Here is a 21,042-nt window from a genome sequence, read left to right as displayed (position 1 = left end):
CAGGAATGGTTGTTCCGAAACCCCGCCCTCACTCGGCGGGGTTTCCACTTTCAGGGCCTTTGCAAAGCGGGCACCGCGACGGCGAGCTGCGCCTTCTGGCGCTCGACGGTGGCCTGAAGCATCCCCATGGCGCGCGCCGCCAGCTCCTCAACCGTCTCCTCCGGGCGCGCCAGCATGTAGCCGCCATCCTTGCGGATCGACGGAAGCACCTCGCCCGTAACCCACTTCTTGAACCGGCGGGCGCCCTCCTTCCGGCTGGTCATCACGGTGGAGTAGAGGCCAGACTCGTTGACAAGGCCGGTTTTCTGCGGCCCGCCAGGGGTATCCATGGTGTGGATACCCTTCTCATCGTCGTCCAAGCGGGCGGCGGCGTTCCCCACATTCGTGATGCCCAGCACCGCGCAGACATCCGCCAGGACGAACCCACGGCGCGCCGTCGCGCATGACGACGCGCACCTCGGCGCCCTCGAAGACGAAGGGCATCGCCGCCGGCGGCGCCATGACGGCGGGCGCGTTGACAAGCGGCAGGGCCGACAGGTCGCCGTCCGCCGCCGCCTTCAGCCGGCGCTCGCAGCCGATGAAGTAGCGCCGCGCCTCACGCCCCTTCTCGTTCTTCTCGACCATGGCCAGCTCCTTTGCCATGTCGAGGGTCAGAAACCACTCCTTCGCCGGGCGGCCCCGCTTTCCCTTTTCCTTCAGATTTGAAGGAAAAGAATCGCGCACAAAATCAACACCTTCGCTGAAGCCGTATTCCTCAATGCGGCGCTCGAGCCATAGGGGGCACGCGGTCGCGAGCTCGAGGAAGGTGTGCAGCTTGGTCGCGGCGATGGTCTCGACCGGGCCCTCGCCGATGCGGTGCGGCTGAACCGGCAGGAGCTTCGCGATCGCAACCGCATCCAGAAACGCGAAACCCCGCCATAGGGCGGGGCTCGCCCAGTTCTACACGGTTTTCAGGGCGCCAGGCCCACCGCCATTCCTGGCGTTCCGCTGCCACCGCCTCCCGCGAAGGAGGGCGTCCGGCTGAGGCGCACCCTCTATGGCGGCTTCCGCTTGAACGGACAATGTCATGCCGGCTATCAGGCCCGTGCCGCGAGCGGATACCGCCCCAAAAGGCGATGGCAACCGGGCAGGCTTCGGCCGGCCGCGACCAGATGGCGCAGCAATCGGAAGTTCCGTAGCCCCCACTTCGCCCACCACGGGGTGGGGGCACCTCACCCGAGGTTCGACTTAAGTTGAACCTGTGGTCGCACTCAAGTTGAACCACCGCGACATGCGCCTCGCGCAAACCCAGCATCTTCAAGGCATTGCCACGCGCAGCAGGGCGATCGTCGCCACATCACCAGCCTGCGCCTCGAGCTGGTCCTGGTGCTCGGCGGCCAGGCGGAGGGCGGCGGAGAGCGTGCGCGGCATAGCCGGCCCGGCGGCACCTTTCAGCGTCGCCTCCAGCCGCTTCGTCGTCGTGGCGCGCGCGAACATTGCGATGCGCCGCCTCATGGTCGCGTCAAATGACCCAGCCGCCCCCGAATGGCGCTGGCTGATGGACGCGATCGAGGGGCTCGGCGAGCACTTTCAGGAAGCGTGCGAGGCGATCGGGCCGCCCGGTCCGCCTCGGTGTTTCGCTGCTTCGGCGCGGCGATGATGGTCGCATCCACGATCTGTCCGCCCATCGCCAGGTAGTCGGCAGCGCGCAGCGTGGCATCGAACTGCGCGAACAGCCGCTAGACCGCGCCGGTGCGCTTCAGCGCCTCGCGGAACGCCCAGATCGTGATGGCATCCGGCACCGGGTCGGCCAGCCTGAGGCCGAGGAAGCGCATGAACGCCAGACGGTCCTTGATGAGGTACTCGCAGCGTTCGTCCGAAAGCCCATGCATCGTCTGCAGTAGCAGGATCTTGAACATCAGCACGTGATCGAAGGCGGGCCGGCCGCCCTTGGTACCCTCCGAACGCGGCACGGCCTGCTCCAGCTCGGCGCGGAACATAGCGAAATCCACCAGCACGGCGATCCGCTCGAGGTCATCGCCTTTGGCTGATGATTCGCGCAGCGGTTCCTCAACATCGAAGAACCCAGGCGGCCGTATCATCGCCTTCTCCCGCCCCGATCTCATCTGCGAATCAGCTCGTGGGCATCATGACGAGAGGGTTTCTGGAGGCGTCCAACTCCCCCATTCGGCCCGCACGAGCCTCCCTATCGGCCAGCCTCGCGCGATCCGCACTGCTAGCAGCGCACGGGCGATCTTAGCCCGTCCTTGACTGGCGACCCCTGGCAGCGGCGGCTCCGATCAGATTCGGTTGCCTTCGATATTTACGTACAATTCGTATATTTATATTTACGTAATATACGTAAATTTATGATCGGTGCCGATGACGGAAACTCGCCGGTTCGAACTCCATACCTCCAAGGACCTGGATGCTCAGTTCAGCGCCTGGCGGGCCGTCACCCCGATCTGCCAGACCGCTCGAAGGCTGCGCGCCTTCTAGTTCAGCGCGGCACAGAAGCCGACAACGCGCTGGCGGCCGTAGCACCGGGTGCAACTGTCGCCGACCATACAATCCCGGCGCCGACGGCAAAGCCGTGGCGAGACGCACCCTGGAATGCAGCAACGGTGCGAGAGAATGGCGACATGCCCTGTAGTGCGCGCATAGGCGACCCCGAGGCCTACATCGCCGCCGTGCTCGACCGCCTCGCCAAGGGGCACCTCGCCACCAGGATCGATGATCTGATGCCGTGGAACATCAGCATAGAACCGCGAGCCGTGGGTGGAGCGGCCCCCAATTCGACCGGACAGGTGGCAGAGCCGGGAGGGCCTGGGTTCAAGCCTAGGCGCACGCCTATGTCGAAGCCCATCGAGCGCGTCGAGATCATCACCGGCATCCACCGCCGCCGGCGCTACACTGCCGAGGAAAAGGTCCGGCTGGTCGAGCAGACCATGCAGCCCGGCATGACGGTATCCGCCGTCGCGCGGCTGCACGGCGTCTCGCCCAGCCTGCTGTTCCAGTGGAGGCGGCGCATGGCCGAGGGCGGGCAGGAGGCGGTCAGGGCCGACGAGGAGGTCGTACCCATCTGCCGCGTCCGGGAACTCGAGAACCGCGTCCGCGAGCTCGAGCGCCTGCTCGGTCGCAAGACGATGGAAACCGAGATCCTGCGCGAGGCCCTCGAGCAGGCCCGCCCAAAAAGACACACGTGGCGCTTGCCGTCGCCGCCACCGGCAGGTTCGCGGTGAAAGCCGTGGCCGACACCATCGGCGTCGCCAGGTCCAACCTGGCCGACCATCTCCGCCGCCCCGAGCGGCCGCGGCGCGGCCCTTATCGCCGCGCCGAGGATAATGCCGTGCTGGCCGAGGTCCGCACCATCACCGACGCGCGCCCGACCTACGGATATCGCCGCGTCACGGCGCTGCTCAACCGCGCCAGGCGCAGCTCGGGCGAGGCCCCGCTCAATCACAAGCGCGTCTTCCGCCTCATGCGCCACGCTTCATTGCTGCTGCAACCCCACACCGGCCGGCGCGCCATCCGCGCGCACGAAGGCACCGTCGTCACCGCGGCCTCGAACCAGCGCTGGTCCTCGGACGGCTTCGAGATCCCCTGCTGGAATGGCGAGATCGTGCGCGTCGCCTTCGCCATCGACACCCACGACCGCGAGGTCATGGCCTGGGTCGCCACCACCGGCGGTGGCATCGGCGGCGAGATGATCCGCGACATGATGCTCGACTGCGTCGAACGGCGCTTCGATTCCCTGTGCCCCCGCAGCCCATTCAGTGGCTCGCCGACAACGGTTCCGCCTACACCGCCGGCGAGACCACCGACTTCGCCGTCGCACTGAACCTCGTAGCCTGCTTCACGCCCGTGCGCAGCCCGGAAAGCAACGGGGTCTGCGAGGCCTTCGTGAAGACCTTCAAGCGCGACTACGTCCGCGTGAGCCCCAGGCCAGACGCCATCTCGGTCCTCCAGCATCTGGTCGAATGGTTCGAGGACTACAACACCATCCACCCTCACAGCGGCTTGCGCATGCGCTCGCCCGTGAATTCATCGCTGCGCAATTAGCAACCCAAGCCGCATGTCCGGTTTGATGGGGGCAACTCCAGTGGGGAAGGGCTGACGCTTACGAAGCAACGCTGCCCGGCGCCGGTGATGAAGCCGCGGCGCACCCCTTCGGATCGGTGAGGAAAGGCGCCTTCGACTTCCTTACCCTCGCCTGTTCATCACGGCGCGGCGGTTGGCTGAAAGCTAGGCCGGTGCTGCGCTGCGCGACTTATCAACAGGTCCACTCGTGGGAAAAGTTCGCCGTCAGTGATGAGAATGTGAGGAAATCCGGGTTTCTAGGCTCGGTCGGTGATGAGGCTGCTGGCGGGATCGGAACAACCGCAGATTGGAAACTTCGGGACCTGCCACGCCCGGCAGTGCGCCAGTGCCGGCCGGGTGTTTGTGAGGTGGCAAGTAGGTGGTCGCGGAAGGTGGGGCGGCGCGACGGGCGCGCATCCTCGCAGTCGCCTTATACCAACTCCTGCTGATTAGAACCGATGTGCCCAATCGCGCAGTCCGATGGACATGATGCGCCAGGGTTGGTCGACGAGGCGGTTCCAGTGATGGCAGCAGTGTTCGACGATGTCGTCGTGGTCCTGGAAGACCCGGTTGGATAGCCAGTTGTCACGCATGAACTGCCAGACGTTCTCCATCACGTTCAGCTCCGGACATTTCGGCGGCAGCGGCAGCAGAGTGATGTTGTCCGGCACCGCGACGTCGCCCGAGAGGTGCCATCCGGCCTGATCGAGCAGCAGCACGGCGTGCTTGCCGGGGCTGACCATCTCGCCGATCTCGGCCAGATGGAGGTTCATCGCCGCGGTGTTGCAAAAGGGCAGGACCAGGGCCGCGCCCTTGCCGCCCTCGGGACAGACGGCGCCGAAGATGTAGGTCGATGCGTAGCGCTGGTCCTGCGGCGCGCAGGGCCTGGTCCCGCGCCGGGCCCAGCGCCGGGGGATGCTGTTTTTCTGGCCCACCCTGGCCTCGTCGGCGAACCAGATTTCTACCGCGTCGAGACCGAGGCCCTGCTCGCGCGCGATGCCTGCCAGCGTGGCGGGGAAGTTTTTTTGAACGTCTCGATGGCGCCCTCGGCCTGGGCATGGTGCTTCGGGCGCGCCGAGAGCTTGCGGTAGCCCATCGCGCGCACCTCCCGGCTCAATGTCTGCATCGAGACCGAGACGCCGAACTCCTCCCACAGCCACTGGCCGAGATCGACCAGCCGCCAGCGCACCACGCCGTGGCTTGCGGGGATCGGGCCGCGGTCGATCTGCGCGGCCAGCGCCTGACGGTGCACGTCGGTCAGCCTGTCCGGCCCCTCGGCGTTGAACCGCACCACCCAATCCCTGACGATCTGCATCGTCACGTTGCCGATCCGCGCCGCTTCCGAGCGCGTGCCGCCGTCGTAGATCGCTGCCAGCGCCAGCGCCAGCAGACGGCGGGCCTGGGCGGCATCCTTGCTACGCCGCGCCAGGCGGCGAAGCTCGGTAGCGCTGAAGTCGGAACGCAGGGCAATGGCGCGCGCCATGGTGAGCCTCCGAGGATCACCACCTTGAATCACATCACCGCCGCATCAGGGAATCCCTCCCGTGAGTCACACGCCACGGGAGTTGGTATTACACCTTGCGCAGGTCAACTCTCTCGAGACCAACTCCGACATGCGATCGCGCAACGATACCAATGATTGGAAATATCCGATGGGTTGAGGCACATACCATTGGTTAATGTTGGTCGGATGAGCGGAGGCGGACCACCCCCACGAAGCGTGATCACCCGGAGTGTTCCATGTCACCGAGTGTCTCGCCTCCGACACGAATGGAGGTCGCCCTGCCTACACTGATCGGCGCCGTCGCTGCGAGCGTATGGTCCGCGCCGGCCTGACGCGTCATGGGTCAGTTTGGCAACATTCTCCTCCTTTTGTCTGTGGTGGTTCTGACGCAATGGATCGCAAAGGTCCTTGGCAATCGCATCGCCTTGCCTCTTGTGCAGATATTGGCGGGCTCGATTCTCGGCCTGGCGATGGATCTCCGCCTCGAACTCGATCCGGCGCTCTTCTTCGTCCTCTTCTTGCCGCCATTGCTCTTCCTCGACGGCTGGCGGGTGCCGCAGCGGGATCTGCGGGCGAATGCCCGCACAGTGCTATCTCTAGCCTTCGGTCTGGTGTTCTTCACCGTGCTCGGCCTCGGCTACCTGCTCCACTTTCTTCTGGTATTCACGCCATTGCCAGTCTGCTTCGCGCTGGCGGCGGTACTCGCGCCAACCGATGTGGTGGCGGCGACGGCCATGCTAGCGAAAGTGCGCGTCCCGAATCGGGTCCTTCGAATCCTTCAGGGGGAGGCGCTGTTCAACGACGCATCCGGGCTTGTCTGCTTGCATCTTGCCGTCGTGGCCACGATGACCGGTGCCTTCTCGGTCTGGTGGACGGCGGGGGAAGTGGTATGGGCCGCCGCCGGTGGCATCACCGTCGGCGCAGCCTTCAGTTTTCTCGTCTCCATACTCAAGTTCCGTGTCACCGTGCGTCTTGGGGAGGAGGCACCGGTGCAGATCCTCATTAGCCTTCTCACGCCTTACGGTGCGTTCATCCTGGCCGATTCCCTAGATTGCTCCTCGGTACTCGCTGCGGTGGCCGCAGGCTTGGTGATGAGCCGGGTGGAAGTTGGTGGCCGTGCACTGGCCGAGACGCGGATCCAGCGCAACGCTGTCTGGCAGACTCTGCAATTCGTGCTGAACGGTGCGATCTTCCTACTCCTTGGTGAGCAGCTGCCAGGCATACTGGCGCGCGCGGAAATTCTTGCAGGTAGCGGCGACAAATCCGCGTGGCTCGCCCTCACTGTACTGATCGTCACCGTAACGTTGGCACTCCTTCGCTTCGCCTGGGTATGGACCTCGATCTTCGTGTGGCAGGGCGTAATTCGGCCACGGGAGCAGCGGCGCGAGTGGCCTAGTTGCCGGCTGACGACAGCGATGTCTGTGGCTGGCGTGCGCGGCGCAGTAAGTCTTGCCGGTGCTTTGAGTCTTCCTCTCGCGCTACCGGATGGCGGAGCGTTTCCATCGCGTGACCTTGTGATCATCATCGTGGCCGGCGTGATCCTGTTGTCGCTGCTGTCGGCAAACATCTTGTTGCCCCGTATGTTTCGTTCCCTCGGCGCCTTGCCAGAGGCTGTAATCGACGGACAGGAGAAACAGGCACGGATCGCCGCCGCCGAAGCGGCGATTGCCGTACTCACGGCCCGTACAGAAGCCACAACGGCTAGCGAAGAGGGGTTACACGGCGCGCTGGCAGTCGTCGCCGACCATTACCGTCAGCGCCTCGATTCTTTGCGTACGGACGATTCCATGCCCCAGACGGGAGGCAACCAGGAGCGGCAGACGGAGCGTGTACGGGTTATCGCGGTTCGCGCCGAGCGCTCAGCGATCGCCGGGTTAGCGCTGCATGGTCGTCTTTCAGACGATGTGGCGCATAAACTCCTGCGTGAGACGGACCTCGCCGAACTGGCCCTACGGGCACGGCTGGAGTCTTAGTGAGACCCGCATGCGGGTAGTCTCCTGCCGCCGCGCATTCTGGTGTCCGAGCACGTCTCATCGACGCACGCGGATCCTGACATGTGCGAGCCACGACTTACGTCTGCGGGATCTTCAGCAGCCTGTCAAACATCGTCCTGCCAAGGCGCCAACGACTGATGCTGGGCGACGTGGCCCCTGGATGCTTCCAGTCACGCGCAGAGTCCTCTGCTTTGGTGGCTGCTGATCCTGCCGCTCTGGTCGAAGATCGGCTCGCCCGTCGGCTCACGGTCCGCCACGTAGCATCCCCATCGCGAAAGCCAACCCGGCAGCAGCGATCTGCGCTGCGCTGTAGCTATCTTCGCGGGCCATCCGCGCATCGAGAAGGCCATTCTGCGCCACTGTGGCAGCGGTCAGCGTGCCCGTGCCGTTCCGATAGCTCGCCAGGGCCGCGTCGAAAGTCGTGTTCGCGGCAGATTCCAGGATTGTCGCCGCCACGTGCGACGCCACGCTCGTTCGCAGCGCATTCTCGGCCATGACGATGTCCCGCACCGCGTCGTCGCGCGTTCGCCGCAGCGCGGCCCCGGCGCTATCCGCTCGCGCCTGCGCCTGACGCAGCGTCGTGCTGCGGACGCCGCCGTCATAGATTGGCACGGCAAGGCCGCCGAGGATCAACGAGCTGAACTGGCGCCCCGACAGATTGAGCGTCGAGGTCCCCATCTCGCCTACGGCCGGCAAGGACGATATGCCGAGCCGCCCATCGGTTCCCGCGATATTGCCGGTGGCAAAGAAGCTCGGGAAGAAGGATGCGCGTGCTGCGGTTATGCCGGCCTCGGCGGCGCGCAGCCTGGCGAAGGCGGCGAGTACGTCCGGACGCCGCGCCACCGCCTCGTTCATGGTGGCCTCGGCCAGCGTGTCCACATTCGGGGGCAGCGGGCGCCGAGCCGTCGTGGCAACGCGCAGAGCCGCGCGCGGGGGCAGCCCCGTCGCGGTAACGATGGTCTGATGGCTGTCCTGGGCGCGGCCCCGCGCCTGGACCAGGCGCAGCTCCGTTTGCGCCGTCGCCTGGCGCGCCTGCGCCACCTCGACGACCGTTCCCTGGCCCTGCTGCACGGCCGCCTCAGCTGCCGCCTGGACCGCGCGGGCATTCGCCAGGGATCGTTCGAGCAGCGCAACGCGCTCCCGCGCCGTGGCATTCATGTAGTAGGCCAAGGTCACGTCGTAGATGACCTGCTGGTGCGCGGCCGTAAACGCTACGTTTGCGGCAATGGCCGTCTGTCCGGCCGCATCAACCAGCGCCGCCCGCTGCCCGAAATCGAAGATCAGCCACTGCAGCCCGAGAACCGCGGCGCCGCCCGTGAGGTTGTCGTCCGACTGGCTGCTCACGGCGCGTCGGCCCAGCTGTGTCGTGTCATCCCCGCTGCCGTAGCGGTAGCCGCCGACGACCACAGCGGTCAGTCGCGGCAGGAAGGTGCTCTGCGCAAGGCCCACGGCCAGCGCCGCCTCACGTGCGGCGTTCCAGGCGATGCGGGTGGATGGGTTGCTGCGTTGCGCGATGTCGATGAGTTCGGCGAGCGTGTGGGCCTGGTTCGCATTGGCGCCAGCCGCTTCGGGGATGGGTGGCAGCGCCCTGTTGGAGGGCAGAACGAACCCTCCCTGTGCCCCCGCCGCCGGTAGCACCGGGCGACCCGGCACGATCTCTCCGCTCGCATTCGTCGGCGGCACCCAAGGTTCGTCTGGCCGCGGTGGAGCGAGGTCGGCAGTCCCTGCACAGCCGGCCAGAGCGATGGATGCGGCAGGCAGCAAGCGCTGCAGGTTAAGACGCCACGGCATGTTGCACTCCCAACGGCGGCATGGGCTGCCGGAGTAGGTCACGTTCGATCCGCGACAGTCGCCACTCGATGCCCGGATCGAGCACAGGCCGGATGGGTTCCGGCCGCCTCCTGCCGTTCATTGCGGAGGCCAGGCACGCCTCGATCTGCGCTAGCCTGGTATCCACGACGGGGCGGTCACCCGCCCGCAAGCCGACCATCAACGCGGCCGAGAGCGCGGCCATGTCGGCGATCGCACGCGTGCGGCGCGCCACCAGCATGGGCTGCGGTCTGATGTTGGCGGGCTCCAGCGGGATCAGCGCGAACGCTTCCTCGGCCGCACGAAGCTCGGCCTGGAGCGGCCCCATCGCCGCGACACGCTGCGCCCGCGATGACGAGACGAGAGCTCGCATCAAGTCCACGACCCGCGACAGTGCGGGATCGATCCGGCGCGCCACGCTGGTCGGCCAGGCCGTTGTGAAGACGGCATAGACCACGACATTGCCCAGCAGGATCCCGATGACGCGGTCTCGCGCCGTCTCCATGTCGAAGGCCGGTCCGTAGCCCTGGATGACCGACAGGTAGCAGGCGAAGGCGAACTGGAAGCCGGCGTAGGCTATGCGCGGGCTTCCCGCGGCAACCCACCCACCGATGAGCGTGCAGAAGGCAATGACGAGCAGAAGCTGATCGATCCCCGTGATGGCGGGGACCACCATGATGATCGCACCGATCCCGACCGCCGCGCCGGCTATCGCGCCAGTGATCCGTAGGAGAAGCTTTTGAGTCGTCTCCGCCATGCTCGGTAGGGCGACGACGTAGCAGGTGAGGAAGGCCGTGTGGATCGTCGGCCAGTCGAGGATCATGTATAGGAAGTAGCAGGCGAGTGCCGCCGCCGTGGTCTTCAGCGCATAGCGCGCGTGATCGGGGTTGGTGAACGCGTCCGGCAGGAAGAAGCTGTCGCGCGGCATGGCAGGCGCATGAACGGCGTCGGTCACTGTGAAACGGCCCACTATCTCCCACAACTCCGTCGCTACGGGTCCGGCGCCGGTGCTGTCGGCTGGGATCGCCGCCGAGACTGGGACGCCGCCGGCGGCAAAGATCACCGCCATTTCGTCGATCGCCTCAGCGAGTGCCGCCCGCGTCGCCTCGGGCAGGGCCGCCGCCGGCGCTTGGCTCGTGAGGTCGAGCAGCGCCAGAAGTGCGACGCTGGAGGATGAGGCCTGGCGCAGGCTGGCGAGATCGCCCTCGGCCGAAACGTGTTCCAGTGCAGCGCGCTTCAGCAGACCGAGCAGCTCCGCATCGCCTTCGCGCAGCATTGTGGTCAGGGCGCTGCGGGTTTCATCGTCAGGGGAACGGAGGAAACGCGCGGCGATCCGAAGCCGCACGGCGAGCGCGCGCTGGACCAGACTGCGCGGCGTCGGCCCGACGAGTAGGTTCACAACGATCGAGATCCCCGCCGGCACGGCGATCACCAACCAAATGTAGAGCACTGCCCGTGTGGCCAGCTCGCCCACCGGCAATTGGCCAAGCGTGTCCAACGCATAGCCGACGATCAGTGCAACGGTGGCTGCGACGGGCCGCAGCTTGCTTGCCGATCCCAGAAAGAGCAGCAGGAAGGACAGCATGCCGATGCTCATGACCTGCCAGAAAGTCTGATCGACCGTCAGCAGCAGGACGCCCAGGATGAGAGTGATGCAGAATGTGAGCAGCAGCGTCATCGTCACGCAAACGATGATGCTGCTGGTGCGGTCCGGCCGGTTCAGGAAGAAGACGACATAGACGGCGAGCGCGAGATCGGGGAGCTGGTAGACCTCCCCCACCAACGCGACGACCACGGTGATCGCGGTCAGCCGCAAGGCGAATTCAAGGCGTCCGGGTGACGGCACCACCAGCAGGTGCGCCAGACTCCTGGGGGAGACCGCGGAGCTAACGACAGGCCGGGCCATGGCGGATCTCGATCGAGGCCGTGGCGCCGAGGCGCACCAGTTGCTCCGGCGGCGCCTCCAGCCGGATGCGAACAGGGAAGCGCTGTGCGACCCGGACCCAATCCATGGTTCGTGCGACGACTGGAAGCGCGCGCGGCAGGTTGATGCGGTCATCTGTCTGCACGCCCCAACCGATGCTCTCGACGCGGCCTGCAATCGGGTGCCGGCGATCAATCATCGAAAAGACGGTCGCGCAGTCGCCGACAGTGAGCCTGCGCAGATCCACTTCCCGTACATTTGCTACGGCGAACCATTCCGCGGTGCTGACAAGGGTGAACAGGGGCTGCGACGGCGCCAGGATCTCGCCGACAGTCTTCGTCAGCCCGGTGACCCGCCCGGGCACGGTGGCATGGACCTGGGTATGGCGCAGATCGCGCTGCGCCGTGGCAAGCATCGCCTGGGCCGCCTGCACGCCGGCGGTGGCGCCCTCCAGGGTGCCAATGGCGGTGCGCGACGCGGCCTCATGTTCGCGCGCCTGGGTCAGCGCGGTATCCGCGTCCCGCAGCGCGACCTGTGCCTGGTCCAATTGCTGTGCGGGAACGTAGCCGTGAGTGGCAAGCGGCCCCAGCCGCTCCACGGTCCGCGCGGCGAGGTCGCGATTGGTCTGGGCGCGAGTGACCTGCTCCTGCGCGATGGAGGCGTCCGTGGTTTCAGTCGAGACCACGCGCCGCCTTGTGTCCAGCGCCGCCCGCGAGATCGCGAGCGCTGCTTCGGCCCGATCCACGGCAAGCTGGTAGGGCTCTGGATCGATGCGAAACAGCAGGTCGCCCCGCGCCACCAGCTGGTTGTCGCGAATGGGGATCTCGATCACCCGGCCACCGACCGTGGCCGCGACCTGCACGATATCCGCATCGATGCTCGCATCATCGGACGAAGGGAAGGCGGTGACGCGGCGATCGACATAGATGCCGACGCCAACGGCAGCACCGACCAGCAGCAGCGCCAGGAGGGTGCCGACGAGATTGCGGCGTTGCAGCCCGACCGCCCTCATGGCGCGGGACCGTACCAGATCAGCCAGCACACAGCCGCGACCGTCACGGCGATCGCGCTGTAGGAGAACAGCCGAAATGCCATGATCGCATCGAGGCCGACCAGGATGAAGGCCGCGCGTGCTGCCAAGGCGGCGGCAATTCCGATCAGCGCGCAGAGCATCCAGGCCGGGAAATAGGACCCGAACAGGACGAGCGACGGGGCGCCCTGCGGCGCGCATCCCGTCAACAGCACCGTGGCCAGAGGGGCGGCTCGCCGGGCTTCGGTCATCGCCTGGGCCATCCTATGGCGCCGCCGACACATCGGCGACGTCCGGCATGGTGCGGCCCATCTCCATGGCCTGGCTGGGCGGCACTTCCTGGATATCGAGGACGATCTGGTCATCCGGCAGGCGTGTCGTTACTTGGACGATCGCCCAGATGCGTTGCAGGAGGTCGCGCTTGTAGTCCGACGACCGACCCGTGCGGATGACGAGCGTCAGCGCCAGTACCGGTGCAGGTACGCCGGCTGTAAAACCATGACCGGGCGCGTAGTCCTGAAAAACCACATGGATCCAGCTGGGCGGCACGCCGGCGGCTTCGGAATGCAGCGTGGTCAGCTTGCGCACGAGGTCCGATCGCTTCGCTTGGTCAAGCAACTTGGCCTCAGTCATCACTGTGTAGAGAGGCATCGCATCCACTCCTGGATCCGTCGGCGGTTATCGGAAGGCGTTCGTCCGAGCGAGGTCGATGAGCTCCCCAGCGCGGCCATCCAACACCGCCTTGAGCATGAACATCCCGAAGCTGCGGGCCTCGCCCAGGGTCTTGGTCGGCGGCATGACGAGCTCCTGGCGTGCGCTGACGACATCGAGCAGGGCCGGGCCATCATGCGCGAGGACCTCTTGCACCGCTGCGCGCAAGTCACCGGGGGCTTCGACGCGGACACCCTTGATGCCCATCGCCTCCGCCATCCGCGCGAAGTTCGGATTCTTCAGGTCACAGCCGGCGTCGAGGAAGCCCGATGCCTTCATCTCCAGCTCGACGAAGCCGAGCGTGCCGTTGTTCAGCACGATGACCTTCACCGGAAGTTCGTGCTGCAGAAGGGTCACGAACTCGCCCATCATCATTGTGAAGCCGCCATCACCCGAAAAGGAGATCACCTGGCGGTCCGGGAAGCGGGCCTGAGCGCCGATCGCATGCGGCAGGGCGTTCGCCATGGACCCGTGGTTGAAGGAGCCGACGAGCCGGCGGCGTCCGTTCATCGCCAGATAGCGAGCGGACCAGGCGACCGGCGTACCAACATCGCAGGTGAAGATGGCATCCTCTGTCGCCAGTTCACTGACAAGGCGGTACAGCAATTGCGGATGGATCACGTGGCCGTCTGGCTTCTCGACCGCCTGCGCGTCGAGACCACCGCGGGATCGGCGATAGTCAGCGAGTGCGGCGTCGAGATGGGTCCTGTCTTCCTTCCGGTCGATCAACGGCAGCAATGCATCGAGCGTGTCGACAACGGTCCCAAGGACGCCGAGTTCGATCGGACAGCGATTGCCTAGCGCGGCAGCGCGAATATCCACCTGCGCGATCCGCGCACCCTTCGGAAAAAACTGCCGGTAAGGAAAATCTGTGCCGAGCAGTAGAAGCGTGTCGCATTCCATCATGGCGCGGTAGCCGGACCCGAAGCCCAGCAGGCCGGTCATGCCGACATCGAACGGGTTGTCGTATTCGAGGTACTCCTTGCCGCGCAGGGCATGGACGACCGGTGCGTTCAGCACGTCAGCCAATGCCACGACCGTGTCGTGAGCATCGCGACAGCCTGCACCGCAGAACAGGGTTACGCGCTCCCCTGCGTTCAGCATCCCGGCCAATTCCGCCAGCGTGTCTTCGGCAGGGCGGACGACGGGCGGCGCTGGCAGCATCCATGATGGCGCGAGCGCGTCGAGCGGCTGGAGGGCGACGTCCCCGGGGATGACGACGACGGCCACGCCACGCTCTGCCACTGCCACGCGCACGGCCCGTGCCAGAACCTGCGGAAGCTGCTCCGCGTGACTCACCAGCTCCGTGTAATGGCTGCATTCCTTGAACAGCAATTCGGGATGCGTAGCCTGGAAATAGTCGATGCCGACTTCGCTGCTCGGGATGTGGGCCGCGATAGCCAGGACCGGTACCCGGCTGCGCTGCGCGTCGAAGAGACCGTTGATGAGATGAAGGTTGCCAGGCCCGCAACTGCCTGCGCAGACGGCCAGGCTTCCTGTCAGGTGCGCTTCCGCTCCGGCGGCGAAGGCGGCACCTTCTTCATGGCGCATATGGATCCAATCGATGGATCCGAGTCGCCTCAGCGCATCGGTGAAGCCGTTCAGGGAGTCACCCACCACGCCATAGATGCGACGCACGCCGATATCGGCCAGCGTCCTCGCGAGATAGTCGGCAGCGCTCGTGCTCATCCTACTGCTCCCCGAACCAGTTGTTGGCCGTCACGCCGTGTAGTCCTTGAGGATCTGCAGATCGGTCACGGAATAGGCCATGCTGAAGCGATAGCCGCGACCGACCTTGAGCGGGGCGAGGGTGTGCATCTCCTCGCCGCGCACCTCAGGAAGCTGGAGCTCGGCGGAGCCCGCCCAAAGGTCGACGATGGTCAGGTTGTCGGTCAGAGAAAGTGTCAGTTCGTTCACTGGCGGCTTGTCGCGATCGGTCAGAGTCAGGCGCGGAAAATAGCGACGGATCGTCGTCGGGCGCCTGAAGACGGTCGTAGGGTCGGCGATCGCCTCCTCAAGCTGGATACGTGCTGTCGCGATGCGTTCCCCATGCGCGGAGACGCTGGCGCCGAACCGACTGCCCGTCGCGAGCGGCGCGGCCGCCGGGCTCGGCGCAGCGAAGCTGCGGGTCTGGAAGATGCTGCCAAGCTTCTTCGGAAAGCCCTGGATCCAACCACGCGCAAGGGCGGCATCATTGTCGACGAAGATGAAGGGGCAGTAGTTGACCGCCATTCCCTCGAAGCGAGCCTCGGCGAGGATGAAGGCCTCCCGGTACTGGTAACGGGCGGGATCCGTGAGCTCGTCATTGGATCCGGTGAACTGCCAGTCGAGGAACCATAGGAAGCACCGGCCCATCGACGCGGTATCCGGCACCATGCCGGGCGGCAGCAGCGCCGCGACCGCCGCCGGGTCGGCCCAGTACTCGATCGCCATGCAGTCGCTCGAATAATGCCAGGGCGGCGGCGGCGTGAGCGCGGAGTTGCCCTGCGGCGTCAGCGGGACGGTGAAGCCCTGCAGCATCGGATCAGATCCTTCCTGGGCGGCCTCGACCGCGGTGCCGCATCTTCGTCTCGCGCAGGGCTTGGGATATTTCGTGCAGCACGCCGGGATTGCCGGTTCCCATGCGTCGTGCGGATCCGGCGTCAGCGCGTCGCCGCTTGGACCCAGTCGCGCAGGCCGGCGATACTGCGAAAATCCTCGACCGCGCGCAGGTTTCGAGCCGGGAACCACGCCGCAGCTCCACGACTCAGTATTGTCCCAGGCCCAAGCTCCAACGCGGCCTCCGCAAGGCAGGCCTGGCAGCTTTCCAGGCATGCCGCCCAGTCGATCGTGCAGGAGATCTGGCGCGCGAGTTTGTCGGCACCGGCCTCGATGTCCCGCACGCTTGTGCCGTCGATGCCGCTCAGCAATCGGCAAGCTGAGGCCGGAAGGCGCGGCGCCGTCGCGCGCAGCGCCTCCCGGAACGGCGCCGACGCAGAGCCCAGCCGTGGTGTGTGCGATGGGACCGCAACCCGTAGCCTCACCACCCGCCTTGCGCCCGCCGCCGCGGCATCCTGGCAGGCCGCATCGAGATCGGTTCCGGCACCGCCGATGACGAAAGTATCCACGTCGTCGATGATCGCGATGGAGACCGCGTGACGCGTGACGATGCTCTCCAAGGTCGCGCGGCGCAGGCCGACGATGGCGACGAGGCGGCCATCGGCCGGGGCCGCGTTGTCCATGAGCACTGCCCGCTGCTGTACCAGGCGGAGCAGCGGCTCGACGTCGATCGCGCCGGCGCAGCCCCAGGCCGCGACCTCGCCAACGCTGTAGCCTGCCATGACCGTGGAGCGCGGTTTCGCCGATCCGAGCGCTTCCCATGCCGCCATCGCAGCCGTGCAACAGAGGATCTGACCGATCCGGTCCGAGTAAAGGTCCGCCGCATCCGCCCTGTGCACGAAATCGCGCGGGTCCTGCCCGAGGATCAGTGACGCAGCGGCGAAAACGGGTTCCGCCTCGGAGCAGGTCGCGACCAGGTCGAACATCCCCGGATTCTGCGCGCCCTGACCGGAGCACAGGATCGCCAAAGGGCGATCAGTCACGTCAGGATCAGTGCGATGGGAAGGGTGATGGCGCTGGCGAGGGAGCTGACGATCAGCGTCGATCCGGCTAGGCCAGAATCGACGCCGTACCGCAAGGAGAACAGCGCGCCGAAGAAGCCGGATGGCAAGGCACAGAGCAGGATCGCCGCTCGCCGTGCCTCGGCATCCAGGGGCAGCGCCGCAAGCAGCACCATAGCAAGCACGGGGTGCGCGACGTTCTTCAAAAGCGCGCCGCTCCAGACATTGGTGCCCAGTGCGGTGCGCTGGGCAGAGAGGATTAGCCCGGTCAGGAACAGTGCAACGCCCCCAGCCGTCTGGCCGATCAGCGCAAAGGAGCGTTCCGCCGCATCGGGCAGCTCGATACCGAGCAGAGAGATGGCGATGCCGGCCAGTGGCGCCAGCACGACCGGTTTGCACAGCGAACGGCTGATGGCCCGGATCACACCAGCAGGTCCGGCTGCGCGGGGACCCCTGGCACTGCCGGCTTCGAGGACGGCGAGCGTGAGAGGTGACAGCACAATGGAGGCCGTGGCGAGGGCTAGCGCCACATAGAGGGTGCCGGCCGGACCGAAGACGGCAGCGCTCAGCGGCAGACCCGCGGCGGCATAGTTGGGCTGCGCCACCGTCAGGGCCTGCACGGATGCCGCCGCTGCGCCGAGGCCGTACAGCGTGCGCTGCATTGCGAAGGACACCGTATACAGCAGCAGCATCGAACCAGCGAAGACGCCAACGAGTGGTAGCTGGTCCAGCAACACGGCGCGTGGCGTCGCGGCGGTGGCGGCAAAGAGGGAGGCAGGCAACGCAAAGTCCATCACCAGCGCGGTCAGTTCTCCGACATGACGATTGTCGATGTCCCGCATCCAGCCCGCCAGGTAGCCGAGCGCCATGACGGCGAAGATCGGCGCCAATGCATTGAGCAGGATGGTTGTCATTGCGGCGCGTCCAGGCCGCCCAAGCTGCCGACGGTGTCGACGAACAGTGTCATGGCCAGTAGGTCGGCACAGCCGCCCGGGCTCAGGCCCAGAGCGACGAAGACCGCATGGGCCGCCGTCGCCCGCGCGCGCCAATCCCTGTTTCCGACCCCGCCGCACCGCAGAAAGAAGTCTGCCATCGTGGCAGCCATGCGTTGCCCGGACACCCCGCCGCGATGCAGCAGGTTGGTGTCCTGCACGCGTGCGATGAGGGCAAAGCATGCGTGGACGGCCGCCGCATCCCGGTCCTTTGGCTGCAGCGCGCGACCCCGACGCAAGGCCGGCAGGCCGATGTCGTGGACGCTGCGGAAGCCGCTGGCGGCTTCGGCCCGCGCGCCTCCAGCGCCGTATTGCCGTAGCGCGGCGGTGCCATGGCTGAAGAGCGGCACTGGGCCGCGCATTATCTCATGCCCCCAGCATCGCCGTACCACCTCGCCCAGGCCGGACGGCACGATCGCGCGCCCCATTTGCCCCGCGGCGGCGCACAGCAGCCCTAGTCCGAAGATCGCACCGCGATGCGTGTTCACACCGCCCGTCGCCGCGAGCATCGCCGTCTCGGCGCGTAGTCCGATCGCCCGTAATTCACCCATCGCCGCGCCAGCCTGCCCGGCCAGTGCGAGTTCGGCGAAGAACGGGCGCAGCGCCTCGGCGCTCTCCGCCAACATGTCGGCGTCCATATCCTTGTGGCTGCCACTGTCGATGCGGCTCACCAGACCCGGCTTCGGCCAGGCGTCAAGTTCCTTCAGCAGCGCGTCCACCGCGCAATCGGCAATGAGGCGCGAGGCTTCGGGCCGCGGCGGAATGGCAGCAAGCCGGCGAGACGGCGCGGCCATCATGCGTCGTACCCGGATGGCACAACGCTGCTCCGCGCGATTAGCCGCACACCAGCCAGGCTCTTTCCGAGGATCTCGGCATCGTCCGAGCCCAGCCTCGCATTCCAAAGCTCGCGCCACTGCACGGCCGTGCTGTCGGGCAGGATCAATTCGCCGTCTATCCTCAGGCACGCGGTCTGCTGAACGCGGGCGATGCCGTCCAGCAACGGATACGCGTCGCGAAGGCACCGGATCGGCCAGAGGAGATCCAGATCCGAACTGGGCGTCAGGTACGGCAGGCCCGTGAGGTGCTGCCACAGCAGGCTGCCGACGACGGCAGGTTCGACGTGTCGCCGTTCGCCCAGCTCGAGCAGGGCATTGATCGTCGCACGCCAGGCCGGGTCGGCTGCCCAGGCCGCCGCCCGGAGAGTTGGCGGTCGCCGGATATGCAGGATCGCCGCGCGTGGCAGCAGGAGTGCCACGCGATGTCGCCCTGCCCCGGGCGGCAGCGGCAGACCGACTGGCACGAGGTCGCTATCCTCATGCTCGGCGTGTCGGCGCAGGATGACGGGCCAGCCGCGCTCGGACCAACCACGCACGAAGGGCAGCTCGGCGACAAGGGGCGCGCTGCCAAGGGCGAGGCGCCAAGCCACGGGCGCCACCTGAAGCAGATCGTGCCGCTGCCAGGACCTGTCACGAATATCAGTCATGGGCGGCGGCCGCGGCGACCTGTCGTGCGACCTCCCCAGCCAGCAGGCGGCCATGCCGCTCGAACCCAAGCTGGTCCCGCGTATCCACCGCCGCATGGTCGCCCGCGAGCAGCACGGCCAAACGCGCGGCGAAGTCATCGCCGGCCTGCCACGCCTCCGTCACCGCTCCGGTGGCGAGGAGCGGCACAACGCCCGGCGCGAAGATTGGCGTTGTCTGCGCCAGGCTCGCCAGGCGGTCCAGCGGCAGTTTGGTGACGCGGGAGATGGATGGCAGGTCCATCACGCTCGGCGCGGCGCCGGGGAGCGCGACCAGGATCTGGCTGGAGAGAGCGGCGGCAATGAAAGCGCCTGCGGCGGCCGGGCCGTACAGCACGCTGACGGTCCGGTGCCCCTCCATCGCGGCGAAGGCCAGGCTCTTGGCAAGATGGGCTAGGTATTCGTTGAGCCCGAGCAGTTCCTCGCGCCGCGCCATCGCCTGGCTGGAGGTGTCGACCAGCACGATGATCGGCTCCTTCCGGCCGGCCCGCACGGCATCGAGGACATGACCCGCGAGCAGGAGGGCCCCGCCGATACCGAGCGGCGTGCCGCCGGCGATGCCAACGACGATGATCTCGCCCGCCCCTTTGATGCGCGCCGTGCCGTCGATGGTGCCGAAAGGGCCAGGCTGTACCGTATGGCCGCCAGGGAACAGGGCGGCCAGAACCTCATCGAGCGTCATGATCCGCCCCCGCTATCCGTGGCATGGTAAGAAACGCCTCGTCATCAATGTCGCCGACGCGGTCGGGCTCCGGCAGGCCGGCTGCCCGCCAGATCTCCGGTGCATCGCGGCAGGCGCCGAAGCGATGCAACCGGTCCGTGAGGCGCTGCTGTTCGGCCTGCAGCATCGTCATACCAAAGGACGGCACATCGGCGATCATCGCGGCGGCCGCCTTGCGCATTGCGGCGATGCTGCCGGTCACGTAGCCATCAGCGCCACCCAGCAGGTAGCGTGATCGAGCGCCGCAGACCCTCCAGACCAGCGCGCGGTCGCGGGAGTCGAATTCCTCCACACCCTTGTTGGTCTCGATTACCTCCGGACCGCTGACGCTGATCCGCGCATGCTCGGCCACCACGATGCGGCTGCAGCAGGCGGTGATGATGCCGCCGCCGCCGAAGGCACCGGCGCGGCCGCCGATCAGCGCTATGACCGGAACGCCGGAACGGCGCAGGTTCAGGATCGCGTGGATGACCTCGGAGATCGCGAGTTCCCCGGCATTCGCCTCCTGCAGGCGGACGCCGCCGGTATCAAGCAGCAGAAGGACGGCGCGTGGCGGGCGTTCGCGCGCTCCGCGCAACAGACCGAGGAGCTTCGCCCCATGGACCTCGCCGAAGGCACCGCCGAGGAAGCGACCCTCCTGCGCCGCGACCAGCACCGCCTGTCCATCGAGCGTCCCGCGCCCAACCGCGATGCCGTCATCAAAGGCACCGGTCAGGTCGAACTGGGCCAGATGCGGGCTCATGATCCGTTGCTCGGGACCGAGGAACTCGACGAAGCTCCCTGCATCGAGAAGGCCGGCGATACGATCTCGTGCCGATGCCTCGTACCAATCGGCGCGACCGATCTGAACCGCGGCGATCATGGCTCGCGCTCCATCAGCCGCACGCTTTGCAACAAGCGCAGCATCACGGTATCGGGCCGCGCACCGCCGTCGTTGATCGAAAAGCGCAGGCCGCCCGGCGAGGCGCGGGTGAAGAAATCCTGCGCGACCGCATCCCAGGTTCCGCGGAAGCCGGCGACAGCGGTCGTCACCTCGACCATGCACTCGTGGTCGGCAAGCACACGTTCCACCAGGATCTCGAGATTGCCGGACGCATTCACGCCGGTCAGTGCCTGGCGCCGCGTCCCGCCGGCCCGACGCACCGCCTTGCCCTGGAGTTGGAACTGCTCCATGCGAGTC

19 protein-coding genes and 3 pseudogenes are annotated in these 21,042 nt (G+C 66.7%); 3 read left to right on the top strand and 19 right to left on the bottom strand.

Annotated elements, in window-relative coordinates; genetic code table 11:
- Nucleotides 1–50: 50 nt before the first annotated feature.
- The 4 genes and pseudogenes from IEY36_RS04945 to IEY36_RS04930 all read right to left on the bottom strand — a co-directional run.
- Nucleotides 51–380, bottom strand: coding sequence for a BRO-N domain-containing protein (locus IEY36_RS04945; RefSeq protein WP_229681178.1), 330 nt, complete (start codon nt 378–380; stop codon nt 51–53).
- A complete protein-coding gene (locus IEY36_RS31250; RefSeq protein WP_308423121.1) occupies nt 346–813 on the bottom strand; it encodes an antA/AntB antirepressor family protein in 468 nt (155 codons plus the stop codon). Before IEY36_RS31250 ends, IEY36_RS04945 begins: the two co-directional genes overlap by 35 nt.
- Before the next feature lie 483 nt (nt 814–1,296).
- Nucleotides 1,297–1,476 (bottom strand): hypothetical protein, encoded by a 180-nt coding sequence (locus IEY36_RS04935; protein WP_188965808.1) that lies wholly within the window; start codon nt 1,474–1,476, stop codon nt 1,297–1,299.
- A gap of 74 nt (nt 1,477–1,550) precedes the next feature.
- Nucleotides 1,551–2,081, bottom strand: a pseudogene (locus IEY36_RS04930) (transposase); the annotation flags it as partial.
- A 540-nt stretch (nt 2,082–2,621) separates the two neighbouring features.
- Between IEY36_RS04930 and IEY36_RS31300 the strand changes: the two are divergent.
- Both IEY36_RS31300 and IEY36_RS04925 read left to right on the top strand, forming a co-directional pair.
- Nucleotides 2,622–2,717: pseudogene (locus IEY36_RS31300) on the top strand (hypothetical protein); the annotation flags it as partial.
- A 114-nt stretch (nt 2,718–2,831) separates the two neighbouring features.
- Nucleotides 2,832–4,067 (top strand): annotated as a pseudogene (locus tag IEY36_RS04925) (IS3 family transposase).
- Nucleotides 4,068–4,508: 441 nt separating this feature from the next.
- Here IEY36_RS04925 and IEY36_RS04920 read toward each other — a convergent pair.
- Nucleotides 4,509–5,542 (bottom strand): IS630 family transposase gene (locus IEY36_RS04920; RefSeq protein WP_188965807.1). Its coding sequence is split into 2 segments (ribosomal slippage): nt 4,509–5,080 and nt 5,080–5,542, totalling 1,035 coding nucleotides; the frame shifts between segments, so codons are not numbered across the junction.
- A gap of 359 nt (nt 5,543–5,901) precedes the next feature.
- On the opposite strand from IEY36_RS04920, the gene IEY36_RS04915 reads away from it, so the two are divergent.
- A complete protein-coding gene (locus IEY36_RS04915) occupies nt 5,902–7,536 on the top strand; it encodes a Na+/H+ antiporter (protein ID WP_188965806.1) in 1,635 nt (544 codons plus the stop codon).
- A 264-nt stretch (nt 7,537–7,800) separates the two neighbouring features.
- On the opposite strand, the gene IEY36_RS04910 is transcribed toward IEY36_RS04915, so the two are convergent.
- From IEY36_RS04910 to mdcC, 14 genes are all read right to left on the bottom strand, one after another.
- A complete protein-coding gene (locus IEY36_RS04910) occupies nt 7,801–9,240 on the bottom strand; it encodes a TolC family protein (protein WP_229681136.1) in 1,440 nt (479 codons plus the stop codon).
- A gap of 91 nt (nt 9,241–9,331) precedes the next feature.
- Nucleotides 9,332–11,182, bottom strand: coding sequence for an FUSC family protein (locus tag IEY36_RS30555; protein WP_229681135.1), 1,851 nt, complete (start codon nt 11,180–11,182; stop codon nt 9,332–9,334).
- A gap of 70 nt (nt 11,183–11,252) precedes the next feature.
- On the bottom strand, nt 11,253–12,302 hold the full coding sequence (gene mdtN, locus IEY36_RS04905; protein WP_188965804.1) for a multidrug transporter subunit MdtN: 1,050 nt from the start codon (nt 12,300–12,302) through the stop codon (nt 11,253–11,255).
- Nucleotides 12,299–12,571, bottom strand: coding sequence for a YtcA family lipoprotein (locus tag IEY36_RS04900; RefSeq protein WP_188965803.1), 273 nt, complete (start codon nt 12,569–12,571; stop codon nt 12,299–12,301). Before IEY36_RS04900 ends, mdtN begins: the two co-directional genes overlap by 4 nt.
- A 13-nt stretch (nt 12,572–12,584) precedes the next feature.
- Nucleotides 12,585–12,971, bottom strand: coding sequence for a tautomerase family protein (locus tag IEY36_RS04895; RefSeq protein ID WP_188965802.1), 387 nt, complete (start codon nt 12,969–12,971; stop codon nt 12,585–12,587).
- Nucleotides 12,972–12,998: 27 nt separating this feature from the next.
- Nucleotides 12,999–14,720 (bottom strand): ubiquinone-dependent pyruvate dehydrogenase, encoded by a 1,722-nt coding sequence (gene poxB, locus IEY36_RS04890; protein WP_188965801.1) that lies wholly within the window; start codon nt 14,718–14,720, stop codon nt 12,999–13,001.
- 30 nt (nt 14,721–14,750) lie between these two features.
- The gene (locus IEY36_RS04885; protein WP_188965800.1) at nt 14,751–15,551 is read right to left on the bottom strand and encodes an acetoacetate decarboxylase family protein; all 801 of its coding nucleotides are present in this window, start codon (nt 15,549–15,551) and stop codon (nt 14,751–14,753) included.
- A 122-nt stretch (nt 15,552–15,673) separates the two neighbouring features.
- On the bottom strand, nt 15,674–16,612 hold the full coding sequence (locus tag IEY36_RS04880) for an acyltransferase domain-containing protein (protein WP_229681134.1): 939 nt from the start codon (nt 16,610–16,612) through the stop codon (nt 15,674–15,676).
- The gene (locus IEY36_RS04875; RefSeq protein WP_188965799.1) at nt 16,609–17,544 is read right to left on the bottom strand and encodes an AEC family transporter; all 936 of its coding nucleotides are present in this window, start codon (nt 17,542–17,544) and stop codon (nt 16,609–16,611) included. Before IEY36_RS04875 ends, IEY36_RS04880 begins: the two co-directional genes overlap by 4 nt.
- Nucleotides 17,541–18,419: a triphosphoribosyl-dephospho-CoA synthase MdcB gene (gene mdcB, locus IEY36_RS04870; RefSeq protein ID WP_188965798.1), complete on the bottom strand. Its 879-nt coding sequence runs from the start codon at nt 18,417–18,419 to the stop codon at nt 17,541–17,543. Before mdcB ends, IEY36_RS04875 begins: the two co-directional genes overlap by 4 nt.
- Complete coding sequence (gene mdcG, locus IEY36_RS04865) at nt 18,416–19,105, bottom strand: malonate decarboxylase holo-[acyl-carrier-protein] synthase (RefSeq protein WP_188965797.1); 690 nt, start codon at nt 19,103–19,105, stop codon at nt 18,416–18,418. The genes mdcB and mdcG overlap by 4 nt, the downstream gene beginning before the upstream one ends.
- Complete coding sequence (locus IEY36_RS04860) at nt 19,098–19,823, bottom strand: biotin-independent malonate decarboxylase subunit gamma (RefSeq protein ID WP_188965796.1); 726 nt, start codon at nt 19,821–19,823, stop codon at nt 19,098–19,100. Before IEY36_RS04860 ends, mdcG begins: the two co-directional genes overlap by 8 nt.
- Nucleotides 19,810–20,724 (bottom strand): biotin-independent malonate decarboxylase subunit beta, encoded by a 915-nt coding sequence (locus IEY36_RS04855; RefSeq protein WP_188965795.1) that lies wholly within the window; start codon nt 20,722–20,724, stop codon nt 19,810–19,812. Before IEY36_RS04855 ends, IEY36_RS04860 begins: the two co-directional genes overlap by 14 nt.
- On the bottom strand, nt 20,721–21,035 hold the full coding sequence (gene mdcC / locus IEY36_RS04850; protein WP_188965794.1) for a malonate decarboxylase acyl carrier protein: 315 nt from the start codon (nt 21,033–21,035) through the stop codon (nt 20,721–20,723). Before mdcC ends, IEY36_RS04855 begins: the two co-directional genes overlap by 4 nt.
- Nucleotides 21,036–21,042: the final 7 nt, after the last annotated feature.

The organism is Neoroseomonas lacus, from assembly GCF_014644535.1.
GTDB lineage: Bacteria > Pseudomonadota > Alphaproteobacteria > Acetobacterales > Acetobacteraceae > Neoroseomonas > Neoroseomonas lacus.
Note: the sequence above shows the minus strand (reverse complement) of the source record. Positions and strands in the feature narration are given on the sequence as shown.

Excerpts from the sequence above, each read along its gene's own strand:
- IEY36_RS04935 (WP_188965808.1), bottom strand. The coding sequence starts at position 1,476 with ATGTTCGCGCGCGCCACGACGACGAAGCGGCTGGAGGCGACGCTGAAA.
- IEY36_RS04915 (WP_188965806.1), top strand. The coding sequence starts at position 5,902 with ATGGGTCAGTTTGGCAACATTCTCCTCCTTTTGTCTGTGGTGGTTCTG.
- mdtN (WP_188965804.1), bottom strand. The coding sequence starts at position 12,302 with ATGAGGGCGGTCGGGCTGCAACGCCGCAATCTCGTCGGCACCCTCCTG.
- IEY36_RS04900 (WP_188965803.1), bottom strand. The coding sequence starts at position 12,571 with ATGACCGAAGCCCGGCGAGCCGCCCCTCTGGCCACGGTGCTGTTGACG.
- IEY36_RS04895 (WP_188965802.1), bottom strand. The coding sequence starts at position 12,971 with ATGCCTCTCTACACAGTGATGACTGAGGCCAAGTTGCTTGACCAAGCG.
- poxB (WP_188965801.1), bottom strand. The coding sequence starts at position 14,720 with ATGAGCACGAGCGCTGCCGACTATCTCGCGAGGACGCTGGCCGATATC.
- IEY36_RS04885 (WP_188965800.1), bottom strand. The coding sequence starts at position 15,551 with ATGCTGCAGGGCTTCACCGTCCCGCTGACGCCGCAGGGCAACTCCGCG.
- IEY36_RS04875 (WP_188965799.1), bottom strand. The coding sequence starts at position 17,544 with ATGACAACCATCCTGCTCAATGCATTGGCGCCGATCTTCGCCGTCATG.
- mdcB (WP_188965798.1), bottom strand. The coding sequence starts at position 18,419 with ATGATGGCCGCGCCGTCTCGCCGGCTTGCTGCCATTCCGCCGCGGCCC.
- mdcG (WP_188965797.1), bottom strand. The coding sequence starts at position 19,105 with ATGACTGATATTCGTGACAGGTCCTGGCAGCGGCACGATCTGCTTCAG.
- IEY36_RS04860 (WP_188965796.1), bottom strand. The coding sequence starts at position 19,823 with ATGACGCTCGATGAGGTTCTGGCCGCCCTGTTCCCTGGCGGCCATACG.
- IEY36_RS04855 (WP_188965795.1), bottom strand. The coding sequence starts at position 20,724 with ATGATCGCCGCGGTTCAGATCGGTCGCGCCGATTGGTACGAGGCATCG.
- mdcC (WP_188965794.1), bottom strand. The coding sequence starts at position 21,035 with ATGGAGCAGTTCCAACTCCAGGGCAAGGCGGTGCGTCGGGCCGGCGGG.